Source organism: Citrobacter sp. Cpo126, assembly GCF_030332445.1.
GTDB classification, from domain to species: domain Bacteria; phylum Pseudomonadota; class Gammaproteobacteria; order Enterobacterales; family Enterobacteriaceae; genus Citrobacter; species Citrobacter portucalensis.
Genome location: NZ_JAOWHT010000032.1, coordinates 77700 through 89810, shown reverse-complemented (window position 1 = coordinate 89810; position 12111 = coordinate 77700). Strand labels below are relative to the sequence as shown.

General features: G+C 53.4%; 10 protein-coding genes. 2 read left to right on the top strand and 8 right to left on the bottom strand.

Annotated elements, in window-relative coordinates; genetic code table 11:
• The first annotated feature begins 34 nt into the window (after nucleotides 1-34).
• Nucleotides 35-1768: an arginine--tRNA ligase gene (gene argS, locus OGY17_RS09700; RefSeq protein ID WP_008785061.1), complete on the top strand. Its 1734-nt coding sequence runs from the start codon at nucleotides 35-37 to the stop codon at nucleotides 1766-1768.
• A 230-nt stretch (nucleotides 1769-1998) separates the two neighbouring features.
• Nucleotides 1999-3936, top strand: coding sequence for a peptidoglycan DD-transpeptidase MrdA2 (gene mrdA2, locus OGY17_RS09695; RefSeq protein WP_286607104.1), 1938 nt, complete (start codon nucleotides 1999-2001; stop codon nucleotides 3934-3936).
• On the opposite strand, the gene bglB is transcribed toward mrdA2, so the two are convergent.
• The 8 genes from bglB to cheR form a co-directional block, all read right to left on the bottom strand.
• Nucleotides 3908-5047 (bottom strand): beta-galactosidase BglB, encoded by a 1140-nt coding sequence (bglB, locus tag OGY17_RS09690; RefSeq protein WP_032943794.1) that lies wholly within the window; start codon nucleotides 5045-5047, stop codon nucleotides 3908-3910. The two genes, mrdA2 and bglB, sit on opposite strands and share 29 nt — an antisense overlap.
• 306 nt (nucleotides 5048-5353) lie before the next feature.
• Nucleotides 5354-5746: a flagellar protein FlhE gene (gene flhE, locus OGY17_RS09685; RefSeq protein ID WP_286607101.1), complete on the bottom strand. Its 393-nt coding sequence runs from the start codon at nucleotides 5744-5746 to the stop codon at nucleotides 5354-5356.
• Nucleotides 5746-7824: a flagellar biosynthesis protein FlhA gene (flhA, locus tag OGY17_RS09680; protein WP_003833865.1), complete on the bottom strand. Its 2079-nt coding sequence runs from the start codon at nucleotides 7822-7824 to the stop codon at nucleotides 5746-5748. Before flhA ends, flhE begins: the two co-directional genes overlap by 1 nt.
• Complete coding sequence (flhB, locus tag OGY17_RS09675; protein ID WP_003833866.1) at nucleotides 7817-8968, bottom strand: flagellar biosynthesis protein FlhB; 1152 nt, start codon at nucleotides 8966-8968, stop codon at nucleotides 7817-7819. Before flhB ends, flhA begins: the two co-directional genes overlap by 8 nt.
• A gap of 158 nt (nucleotides 8969-9126) precedes the next feature.
• Nucleotides 9127-9771: a protein phosphatase CheZ gene (cheZ, locus tag OGY17_RS09670; RefSeq protein ID WP_003034659.1), complete on the bottom strand. Its 645-nt coding sequence runs from the start codon at nucleotides 9769-9771 to the stop codon at nucleotides 9127-9129.
• Between the two features lie 10 nt (nucleotides 9772-9781).
• Entirely contained in the window at nucleotides 9782-10171 is a 390-nt protein-coding gene (cheY, locus tag OGY17_RS09665) for a chemotaxis response regulator CheY (RefSeq protein WP_003034656.1), read from the bottom strand.
• 17 nt (nucleotides 10172-10188) lie between these two features.
• A complete protein-coding gene (locus OGY17_RS09660; protein ID WP_003833872.1) occupies nucleotides 10189-11238 on the bottom strand; it encodes a protein-glutamate methylesterase/protein-glutamine glutaminase in 1050 nt (349 codons plus the stop codon).
• Complete coding sequence (gene cheR / locus OGY17_RS09655) at nucleotides 11235-12107, bottom strand: protein-glutamate O-methyltransferase CheR (RefSeq protein ID WP_032943796.1); 873 nt, start codon at nucleotides 12105-12107, stop codon at nucleotides 11235-11237. The genes OGY17_RS09660 and cheR overlap by 4 nt, the downstream gene beginning before the upstream one ends.
• Nucleotides 12108-12111 lie beyond the last annotated feature (4 nt).

The following is a 12111-nucleotide window of genomic DNA, read 5'->3' as shown; positions in this document are numbered from 1 at the left end:
ATTTTAGGCCGCTTCATAAATGTAAGGTATTCCGGTGAATATTCAGGCTCTTCTCTCAGAAAAAGTCAGTCAGGCCATGATTGCTGCAGGCGCGCCTGCAGATTGCGAACCGCAGGTTCGTCAGTCAGCAAAAGTACAGTTCGGCGACTATCAAGCTAACGGCATGATGGCTGTCGCTAAAAAACTGGGTATGGCGCCGCGACAACTGGCTGAGCAGGTGCTGACTCATCTGGATCTCAACGGGATTGCCAGCAAAGTTGAAATTGCAGGCCCGGGCTTTATCAATATTTTTCTCGATCCGGTATTTCTGGCGCAGCACGTTCAGCAGGCGCTGGCTTCCGATCGTCTGGGCGTCACTCAACCGGCTAAACAAACCGTCGTGGTTGACTACTCTGCGCCTAACGTAGCGAAAGAGATGCACGTTGGTCACCTGCGTTCCACCATCATCGGTGACGCGGCGGTGCGTACGCTGGAGTTCCTCGGTCACAATGTTATTCGCGCTAACCACGTCGGCGACTGGGGTACTCAGTTCGGTATGCTCATCGCATGGTTGGAAAAACAGCAGCAGGAAAATGCCGGAGAGATGGCGCTGGCTGACCTGGAAGGTTTCTACCGTGATGCGAAAAAACATTACGACGAAGATGAAGCCTTCGCTGAACGCGCCCGTAGTTATGTCGTGAAACTGCAAGGCGGTGACGAATACTTCCGCGAGATGTGGCGCAAACTGGTCGACATTACCATGTCGCAGAACCAGTTAACCTACGATCGCCTCAACGTTACCCTGACCCGTGACGACGTCATGGGCGAAAGCCTGTACAACCCGATGCTACCTGGCATCGTCGCCGATCTGAAGGCGAAAGGCCTGGCTGTTGAAAGCGAAGGCGCTACCGTCGTATTCCTTGATGAGTATAAGAACAAGGAAGGCGAACCGATGGGCGTTATCATTCAGAAGAAAGATGGCGGCTATCTCTACACCACAACCGACATCGCCTGCGCCAAGTATCGTTACGAAACCCTGCATGCCGATCGCGTTCTTTATTACATCGACTCTCGCCAGCATCAGCACTTAATGCAGGCCTGGACCATCGTACGTAAAGCCGGTTATGTGCCGGATTCAGTGCCGCTGGAACACCACATGTTCGGTATGATGCTGGGCAAAGACGGTAAACCCTTCAAAACCCGCGCGGGCGGCACGGTTAAACTGGCCGATCTGCTGGATGAAGCGCTGGAGCGCGCACGTCGTCTGGTCGCGGAGAAGAACCCGGACATGCCTGCCGACGAACTGGAAAAACTGGCAAATGCGGTCGGTATCGGCGCAGTGAAATATGCGGATCTGTCCAAAAACCGTACCACCGACTACATCTTCGACTGGGACAACATGCTGGCGTTCGAAGGTAACACCGCGCCATATATGCAGTACGCTTATACCCGCGTACTGTCCGTGTTCCGTAAAGCAGATATCGACGAAAGCGCACTGGCAAATGCTCAGGTCGTCATCAGCGAAGATCGCGAGGCTCAACTGGCAGCACGTCTGCTGCAGTTTGAAGAAACGCTGACCGTCGTTGCGCGTGAAGGTACGCCACACGTGATGTGTGCTTACCTGTACGACGTTGCTGGTCTGTTCTCCGGCTTCTACGAGCACTGCCCTATTCTCAGCGCTGAAAACGAAGAGATTCGTAACAGCCGACTGAAACTGGCACAGCTGACGGCGAAAACCCTGAAGCTGGGTCTGGATACTCTGGGTATCGAAACCGTAGAACGTATGTAATCACTTCAAGTAATGTGAAAGCCCGCGCTATGTCGCGGGCTTTTTTATTTTTCCGAATGACCGCCCTCGTAGGCAGCGCAATCAGGTCGACAAGAAACGGCTACGCTTACTGTAATTTGTAACAACCCACAAGGAATGACACATTTCCCTAGAGATATGGAACATCTTTTGCCTGTCATCCCGTCTAAGCCTCCGTATCATTAGGCGGCGAATTAATCGGGTACGGGTCAATGACATTCAGAGATTTTGAGGCGGAAGAAAAGCTCTTCCAGCGGCGTGTATTGGTGGCCTTTGGCCTGGTAGTCATCTGTTTTGGCATCCTGATTTACAATCTGTATAACTTACAAATCTGTCAGCACCAGTATTACACCACCCGGTCGAATGCAAACGACATCAAAATGCTGCCCGTCGCCCCAACGCGTGGCATGATTTACGATCGCAACGGCATCCCGCTGGTGCGCAACGTTACCTGGTACGATATTTCCGTTACGCCGTATAAAATCAGCGATATGAATGCGTTACTCCAGCAGCTCACGCCGATCGTTGACCTCACACCTGATGACATAGACCAGTTTCGCCATGAGCTGAAAGCCAGCAGCCGCTATCGTCCTGTGGTGCTAAAAAATGCGCTAACCGATGTCGAAATCGCCCGTTTTTCGGTAAACCAGTTTCATTTTAGCGGCGTCAACATCAATAGTTACGAAGACCGCCAGTATCCCTATGGCGCGGCGCTGGCGCATGTCCTGGGTTATGTTTCAAAAATCAATGACAACGACCTGAAAGCACTGGATCAAAAGGGCCTGGCGGAGAACTACGCCGCCGATCACAACATCGGTAAGCAAGGTATTGAGCGCTATTACGAAAACGAACTGCATGGAAAAACCGGTTATCAGGAGGTGGAAGTAGATAACCACGGACGCATCGTACGCCTGATCAAAGATGTGCCGCCCGTTGCCGGAAAAGATATCCATCTGACGCTGGATTTACATTTACAGCAATACATTGAGAGCCTGTTGGCTGGCCAGCGTGCCGCCGTTTTGGTTGAAGATCCACACGACGGTTCCGTACTGGCGATGGTCTCAAACCCCAGCTATGACCCTAATCCGTTTGTCAAAGGCATCAGCTATCAGGACTATAACAAGCTACTCCAGGATAAAGACCTGCCATTAATCAACCGCGTCACGCAGGGGTTGTACCCTCCCGCTTCAACGGTCAAACCGTATATGGCGATGTCGGCATTACTGAACGGTGTGATCACGCCGCAGACCAGTTTCTTCGGTGCCCCTACCTGGACGCTACCCGGCACCGAGCGACATTACCGTGACTGGAAAAAAACGGGCCACGGTATGCTGGATGTCACCAAAGCGATAGAAGAGTCTGCCGATACGTTCTTCTATCAGGTGGCGTATATGATGGGGATCGACCGGATTAACAGCATGCTCAGCCAGTTTGGTTACGGTAAACCGACCGGCATCGATCTTGATGAGGAGTATAACGGCCTGCTCCCGAGCCGCGAATGGAAGCAAAAAGTGCACAAAAAAGCCTGGTATCAGGGGGACACTATTTCAGTTGGCATCGGTCAGGGCTACTGGATTGCCACACCTATCCAGATGGTAAAAGCCATGGTCGCACTGATTAACAACGGCAAGGTTATCGTCCCTCACCTGCTGCTCGATGAAGAGAGCGGCAAAACCATCACGCCGTATCAGGCTCCAGAAGTACCGTCACAAATCGCCTCAGCCTCATCGCCCTACTGGGGACTGGTGCGTCAGGCGATGTTCGGCATGGCGAATGAACCAAATGGTACAGGTTATAAGTTCTTTCACACCGCGCCTTACGGCATTGCGGCAAAAAGCGGCACCTCGCAGGTCTTTAGCCTGAAAGAAAATCAGACCTACAATGCGAAGATGATCCCTGTCCGCTTGCGCGACCACGTGTTCTATACCGCATTTGCACCCTATAAGAACCCGAAGGTCGCGGTGGCGTTAATTCTGGAAAACGGCGGCAGCGATGGTGTCACCGCCGCGCCGGTTATGCGTCAGATCATGGATCATCTGTTTGCCCCGCAGGACAATACGGTACAAACAGTGACGACTGAACAATCAGGACCGATAACGGTATCGCCATCGAATACCGATATCAAAAATACTTTCGCAAGTATTCGGTAAGGCACAGCATCGCCATCGCCTGTCCGTAAGGCATGGAGGTCCGAGGGATGTTGCGGTAGAAATCAAGATTGTGTCCCATCCCGGTACCAAACGAGGTGTGCAGCAGTTCACCTTCCGGTGAAATATGCTGCACAATGCCGCGAATGGCTTTTTCGGCTACCGGCGCATACTCTTGCCCAACATAGCGTTTACGTACTGCTTTGAGGATCCCATAGGCAAATCCGGCAGTTGCCGATGCTTCCAGATACGACTGCGGGTCGTCCAGCAAGGTATGCCACAACCCACTTTCATCCTGGCATTTCGCCAGCGCCGCGATTTGCGCGTTCAGGACCTGTACCAGATAGCGGTGAACAGCATTGCTTTCCGGGAAATCAAGTAATTCGAGGAAGTCCGGGATCACGATAGTTAACCAACTGTTGCCACGCGCCCAGCGGGCATTAGCAAAGTTATGATTTCCTTCATAGCTCCAGCCGTGGAACCACAGCCCCGTTTCTTTATCCATCAGGTTTTGCACGTGCAGCAGGAACTGATACGTTGCCTCTTCGATGTAGTCCGGGCGATTGAGTAGCTTGCCAATCTTCGCCAGCGGTAAAACCGTCATCATCAGCGTGTCATCCCACATCTGTTGATGGTTTTCTTCCGCCAGCGTGATGTGTTGCATACCACCAAATTCGGTACGCGGCATCTCATGCATTGCCCACTCAGCCCAGCTGTCGAGCCACGGCAGATACGCTGGATTACGCGTCTCTTCATAGCGATACGCCAACGTTAAAAATGGCGCCATGGTGTTCACGTTTTTAGTGGTTGCACCTTCAGCAAAGCGATCGGCAAACCAGCTATCGATGATATCGCGCATCGTTTCATCGCCGGTTTGCAGATAGTACTGATACATCCCGTACAGGCCGACGCCGTGTGTCCACTCCCATCCCGCCCAGCCTTTAGTATCAATTACGCGTCCATCGTCCAGACGCAGCAAGAACTCGCCGGTTTCGTCATGAATATTGACCAGGTTATGCGTCACCTTTTTGATCAGCGTTTTTAATTCATCCCTGGCAATAAAATGTTCTGGCTGGCGCAATAACGGGCTATGTTTAACCGGGTAAACAATCATTTACTAAACCTCTGTCAATGTCGGATTCAATGCTGTGACCTGCCCCTGTTACGGCGCAGCAGCTTTTTTGGAGGCCCCGCAATCCTCGCTTTGACAATGGGCATCCTTATAGGGTCACAGTAAAAGCTAACAGGAAGTGAAACCTTTCTATTTCTGCCAGAAGGATTCGTGAAATGGCAAGAATACAAAGAGTCCGGCAACGTACGTCACTTATTTTATAAAACGGCGTTTCTATTTAATTGAATGAGAGACTGGAATGTTGAAACAACCAGCAGTTTCAACTGCTGGTCTGAATGACGGAGGGTGTTAACGGTAGTTCACAATCACCTGATTGCTCTGAATGCGTAACGCGGGGATCAGGCGACCACCGCCGGGGACCTCCCAGACAAAATGCATCGGTTCAATGGCCGGAACGTTATTGAACCCGTTGGTGGTCCCACTTTGCCCGTCCAGTTCGACACAACGGGACTGAGAACATAAACGCACCCGCAAACCTGCGGGCGTTGGGCCATTCAGCTCATAGCGCCAGGCCACCTGCGTCATCAAGCCTGAGACCGGCTGGCTGGGAACCAAAGGATCAGACGAGGCTGACTGGCCACGGTGATTTAAGGTGATCCCCATGCCACTTGCCTGCCAGGCCCCTTCTCCGGCGGCCTGCGCCACCAGAGGAAAAAACAACAACCACAGTAACTTACGCATTATTTACCTCCAATGGTCGCCGTCATGCGGATATGGCGGTTATCGGAAAGCTCCATATTCGATAACACCACCAACTGCGGGATGCTGCGGCGTAAAAACCGCGCCAGTAACGGACGTAACGCGTGATTAACCAGCAAGACCGGCGGCGCGCCCAACATTTCCTGCCGGGACAGCGCTTCCTGAGTCTGGGCCAGCAGTCGGTCTGCAAGCCCAGGCTCCAGGCCGCCGCCCCCCTGCAGCGCTTGCAGCAGCAAACGCTCGAGCGGAGTATCAAGACCGATAACCTGAACCTCTTCATTACCCGGGAACCACTGCTGAGTGATGGCGCGTCCTAACGCAACACGGACGACCGCGGTAAGCTCATGCGGATCGTTTTGCAGCGGCGCATGTTCCGCCAGCGTTTCAAGAATGGTGCGCATATCGCGAATCGGTACTTTCTCGTCCAGCAAGTTCTGCAGCACTTTATGCAGCGTGGTGAGCGTCACAACGCCCGGCACCAGATCTTCCGTCAGCTTTGGCATCTCCTGCGACACTCGATCCAGTAACTGCTGCGCTTCCTGACGGCCAAACAGCTCAGCGGCGAACTGCCCAATCAGGTGGTTTAGATGCGTAGCGACAACAGTACTGGCTTCAACCACCGTAAAGCCCTGAATCTGCGCCTGTTCCTTCAATGCGCTTTCAATCCAGATAGCGTCCAGTCCGAACGCCGGATCGACCGTTTTCTCACCCGGCAGCGACCCGGCGGCAGTACCCGGGTTAATGGCCAGCCAGCGTCCCGGATAGGCGTCACCGCTGCCAATTTCTACCCCTTTCATCAAAATTCGATAGCGGGCAGGCTGCAGATCCATATTGTCTCGAATATGTACCACCGGCGGCAGGAAGCCCATATCCTGGGCAAATTTCTTACGAATACTGCGAATTCGCCCCAGTAACTCGCCATCCTGCTGAAAATCCACCATTGGGATCAGGCGGTAACCAACCTCCATGCCCAGCGAATCTTCCAGCTGCACGTCGTTCCATGTGGCTTCCACCACGGAGTTGTTTTCCGGCATTTTCACCGGCTGCGGTTCATCTGGCGCTTTTTGCTCACGACCGCGCATCCACCATGCCAGAGCCAACAATGCGGCAGTAAACATCAGAAACACCAGGTTAGGCATGCCCGGAACCAGACCCAAAAGCCCAAGTACCGCCGCACTGAGCAACATGACGCTGGGGTTACTGAACAGTTGGGTCACCATCTGTTCGCCTACGTCCTGGTCGGTACTCACGCGGGTCACGATAACACCCGCCGCGGTAGAGATAACCAGCGCAGGAATTTGTGCCACCAGCCCGTCACCGATGGTCAACAGGGTATAACTTTCCGCAGCGCTGCCCATGCTCATACCATGCTGCAACACCCCAACTAACAGACCGCCGACCACGTTGATCACCATGATCAAAATACCGGCGATGGCATCTCCACGGACGAATTTACTCGCACCGTCCATTGAGCCGTAAAAATCCGCTTCCTGGGTCACTTCCGAGCGTCGTTTTTTAGCTTCATCTTCGCCAATCAGACCGGCATTCAAATCCGCATCAATCGCCATCTGCTTGCCGGGCATACCATCCAGCACGAAGCGCGCGCCAACCTCGGCGATACGCCCCGCACCTTTGGTGATTACCATAAAGTTAATGATGACGAGAATCACGAAGACCACGATGCCGATCGCAAAGTTACCGCCCACCAGGAAGTGGCCGAAGGCTTCAACCACCTTCCCCGCCGCCGCCGCGCCAGTGTGTCCTTCCATCAAAATGATACGGGTAGACGCGACGTTCAGCGCCAGACGTAATAATGTGGTAAACAGCAAAATCGTCGGGAATGCGGCAAACTCCAGTGTACGCTGGGTGAACATCGCCACCAGCAGCACCATGATCGACAGCGCAATGTTAAATGTGAACAGCAAATCGAGGACGAAAGCCGGCAGCGGCAGCACCATCATCGACAGAATCAGCAGGATGAGGATCGGTCCGGCAAGGATTTGCCATTGCGTGGATTTCAGGTTGCTGGGCAGACGCAGCATCGCGACCAGATTAGCCATCAGTATTCTTCTCGTTCATAAAATCCAGTGCTTCTGGCACCGGAAGGTTTTCAGGTTGTGGTGGACGCTTGCCGCCAGCCAGACGCCAGCGTTTTAGCTGCCATACCCATGCCAGTACTTCAGCAACGGCGGCGTATAATTGCCCCGGTATTTGCTGACCAATCTCAGCATGGCGATAGAGTGCACGCGCCAGTGGCGGCGCTTCTAATGTCGGGACACGGTGCTCTGCGCCAATTTCACGAATGCGCAACGCAACCAGCCCGGCCCCTTTCGCAACAACTTTCGGCGCACTCATTTTGTTCTCGTCATACTTCAACGCCACTGAGTAGTGCGTAGGGTTAGTGACAATAACGTCTGCTTTCGGCACATCCGCCATCATGCGACGCTGAGCGGCCGCGCGCTGCATTTGACGAATTTTGCCTTTAACGTGCGGGTCACCTTCGCTTTGCTTAAATTCATCGCGGATATCCTGACGCGACATACGCAGTTTTTTCACATGGCTATAGATCTGGAAAAAGACGTCGAACCCCACCATCGGAATAACGCCAAGCACCACCAGTAGTGCACACATACCGACTAAATCCAGGGCATTGCCCATCGCCGTAATCGGAGACTCCGCCATCAGACGCATCATCGCCGGCCAGTTATGCCAGAGATAAAATCCGGCCACGCTTCCCACTAACGTGGACTTCAGTATCGCTTTGAGCAGTTCTGCGCCGGTTTGCGCGGAAAACATGCGCTTAATGCCCGGCAGCGGATTCAGCTTAGAGAATTTGGGTTGCAGGGATTTACCGCTGAAAATCAAGCCGCCAAGCATCACCGGGGAAATTAAAGCCACCAGAACGACGCCGGTAATCAACGGCAACAGCGCAATCATCGCGTCTTTAATCAGCAGGATGATTTGGCTGAGGATCAGATTCGGGTCGTTGACCATACTGTGGTCAAAACGTAATCCGGCCGACAGCATGCCAGCCAGCCTGCGGGCAAGCGACTCCCCACCAATCCAGATAATGCACACACCCACCAGCAAAATAAGCAGTGAGGTCAGCTCCTTGGATCGGGGGATCTGCCCTTCTTCCCGCGCTTTTTCAAGTCGGTGGGGTGTGGGGGCTTCTGTTTTGTCGTCGTCGCTTTCTTCTGCCACGCATCAGACCCTGGATAGAGATATAGGCGAGAATGATGCCAGAACAGCTATCCAGCAATGGGAAGAGTAAGCGGTAAAAAAGACGGGATTTATGGCTTTAAGCAGAATTGCGCGTAAGCCGGATGAGAGGCCCACGCCTCACATCCGGCAAATACGCATCAGAACCCGAGGCTATCCAGCAGGTCGTCAACCTGATCCTGACTTGCTACTACGCCGGCTTTCGAGGCGTCAACCTGCGGACCGTTAAGCAAGCTTTCGTTTTCACGTTTTGGACGTGCGCCCTGTTCCGGAATGTTTTCCAACAGAACCATCAGCAGCTGACGTTCAATTTCCTGGATAACATCCATCATGCGCTTGATGACCTGACCGGTGAGATCCTGGAAATCCTGCGCCATCATGATGTCCAGCAACTGGGCATTGGTAAAGCTGGTATGTCCAGGCACATCACCAAGGAACTGACGGGTATCGGTGACCAGTTCACGAGCATCGGACAGTTCGATCGGATTTTCGAACCATTCATCCCAGCGTTTAGTCAGGTCTTTGGCCCCTTTTTCCATCGCGTCCTGATGCGGCTGCGAAGCTTCTACGCTGTTTAGCGCGCGCTCTGCCGCCTGCGCGGTCATCTGTACAACATAATCGAGACGATCGCGGGCATCAGGAATCGCTTCTGCCGCTTCGGCAATGGCCTGATCCAGCCCCAGTTCACGCAGGCTGTCGCGCAGCATTCGGGTCAAACTGCCGATGCGCGCGATGATGTCCCCTGCAGAGTGTTCGTCAGCAGGTTTAATTTGTGGTTGCATCATCATCACACCCTCACATGCCCAGTTTCTCAAAGATTTTATTCAGTTTTTCTTCCAGCGTCGCCGCCGTGAACGGTTTCACGACATAGCCACTGGCACCTGCCTGTGCTGCCGCAATGATGTTCTCTTTTTTCGCTTCTGCCGTGACCATCAGCACCGGCAGAGAAGCCATCCCGCCATCGGCACGGATGGTTTTCAGCAGTTCCAGTCCATCCATGTTCGGCATGTTCCAGTCAGAAATAACAAAACCGAATCCCCCAGCCTGCAGCTTGTTCAGCGCATCCACGCCGTCTTCAGCCTCTTCAACATTGTTGAATCCCAGCTCTTTAAGCAGGTTACGCACGATGCGACGCATGGTGGAAAAGTCATCCACAACCAAAAACTTAAGCTCTTTATCCGCCATAAAAATAAACTCCTGATTCAAATACGTATTGCCTGTCCGGCACTAATTTTCACCAGCATTTGCTGGCTCACCTGGCTAAGATCGACCACTTCGCTTACGCCACCCATATTGATGGCCTCGCGCGGCATGCCGAACACCACACAACTTGCTTCGTTTTGCGCAATGGTCCAGGCTCCCGCCTGATTCATCGCTAACATTCCGGCTGCGCCATCGTTGCCCATACCGGTCAGGATCACCCCGACGGCATTGCGCCCCGCATGTTTCGCCACCGAATGGAACAGCACATCCACTGAGGGCCGATGCCGATTAACCGGCGGACCGTCATGAATTTTGATTTGATAGTTCGCGCCACTGCGCGCCAGTTCCATATGCTTGTCGCCCGGCGCGATATACGCATGCCCCGGGAGTACGCGCTCTCCGTCTTCTGCCTCTTTCACGGTTATCTGGCACAGTTTGTTCAGACGTTCGGCAAATGAACGGGTAAACCCCGGCGGCATATGCTGGGTAATAAGAATACCGGGGCTTGAAAGTGGCAATGGCTGGAGTACATGGCGAATTGCCTCTGTTCCTCCGGTTGACGCCCCAATCACCAGCAGCTTTTCCGAACTGAGTAACGGCCCTGCTTTCAAGGTCGTCGGTGCCGCCATGGGCTTATGGGCCGCCAGTTTTGCGCGCGATGCGGTGCGGATCTTTTCAGCAATCATCTCGCTATACGCCAGCATCCCTTCGCGGATCCCCAGTTGCGGTTTGGTGACAAAATCAATCGCCCCCAGTTCCAAGGCCCGCAGCGTGACCTCTGAACCTTTGCCGGTCAGTGAAGAAACCATCACCACAGGCATTGGACGCAGGCGCATCAACTTCTCCAGGAAGTCGAGGCCGTCCATGCGCGGCATTTCCACGTCCAGCGTCAGGACGTCGGGATTGTATTTTTTGATTAAATCCCGGGCGACCAACGGATCCGGCGCCGTCGCCACCATTTCCATATCACTGTGGCTGTTAATAATTTCGGTCATGATTTGACGCATCAATGCAGAATCATCTACCGACAACACCCTGATTTTACTCATGCTTTATCCTTACCTGGCGCATGCGCATACACGGTCTGTCCACGCAGGCTAAACTCGCGCACAAGGTTGCTAAAGTTTTCTGAATGACCTGCAAACAGCAGCCCGTCAGGTTTAAGAAGTGGAACAAAACGGTGCAAAATGTCCTGTTGTGTCGTTTTATCGAAATAGATCATCACGTTACGACAAAATATGGCATCAAAAGGGCCAGGCACGTTGTACTGCTTATCCAGTAAGTTCACGCTGGAAAATTCAACATGACCTGCCAGTTCCTGCCTAACGCGTACCAGTCCTTCATGCGGCCCGGTGCCGCGCATGAAATAACGCTGCAACTGCTGGGGTGACAGCGTCTTTAGCTCATCGAGGCGGTAAATGCCGTTTCTGGCCTTTTCCAGCACTTCGGTATCAATGTCGCTGGCAAAAACGCGCCAGCGGCCCGGTGCCATACCTAAGGTATCGGCAAGCGTAATCGCAATGCTGTAGGGTTCTTCTCCGGTTGACGCCGCCGCGCTCCAGACGCGGTATTCACCGCTGCGCCGACGAGCGTGATCTGACAGCACCGGAAAATGATGCCCTTCGCGAAAAAACGCGGTCAGGTTGGTAGTCAGGGAGTTAATAAAAGCCTGCCACTCAGCACTGTTCTGGTTAGCTTCCAGCATGCTGAGATAGCGACCAAAGTCATCCAGCCCCAGGGTACGCAGTCGACGAACCAGGCGGTTATAAACCATGTCCCGCTTATGGTCGGCCAGTACGATCCCCGCACGCTGGTAGATTAATTGACATATCCGACGAAAATGCGCGTCAGACAGCGCGAGGCGCTGTGTCATCTGTAACAATAATGACGTTTGCCCGGAGGGCAGAGATGATGTCATAGCG

Excerpts from the sequence above, each read along its gene's own strand:
- mrdA2 (WP_286607104.1), top strand. The coding sequence starts at position 1,999 with ATGACATTCAGAGATTTTGAGGCGGAAGAAAAGCTCTTCCAGCGGCGT.
- bglB (WP_032943794.1), bottom strand. The coding sequence starts at position 5,047 with ATGATTGTTTACCCGGTTAAACATAGCCCGTTATTGCGCCAGCCAGAA.
- flhE (WP_286607101.1), bottom strand. The coding sequence starts at position 5,746 with ATGCGTAAGTTACTGTGGTTGTTGTTTTTTCCTCTGGTGGCGCAGGCC.
- flhA (WP_003833865.1), bottom strand. The coding sequence starts at position 7,824 with ATGGCTAATCTGGTCGCGATGCTGCGTCTGCCCAGCAACCTGAAATCC.
- cheZ (WP_003034659.1), bottom strand. The coding sequence starts at position 9,771 with ATGATGCAACCACAAATTAAACCTGCTGACGAACACTCTGCAGGGGAC.
- cheY (WP_003034656.1), bottom strand. The coding sequence starts at position 10,171 with ATGGCGGATAAAGAGCTTAAGTTTTTGGTTGTGGATGACTTTTCCACC.
- OGY17_RS09660 (WP_003833872.1), bottom strand. The coding sequence starts at position 11,238 with ATGAGTAAAATCAGGGTGTTGTCGGTAGATGATTCTGCATTGATGCGT.
- cheR (WP_032943796.1), bottom strand. The coding sequence starts at position 12,107 with ATGACATCATCTCTGCCCTCCGGGCAAACGTCATTATTGTTACAGATG.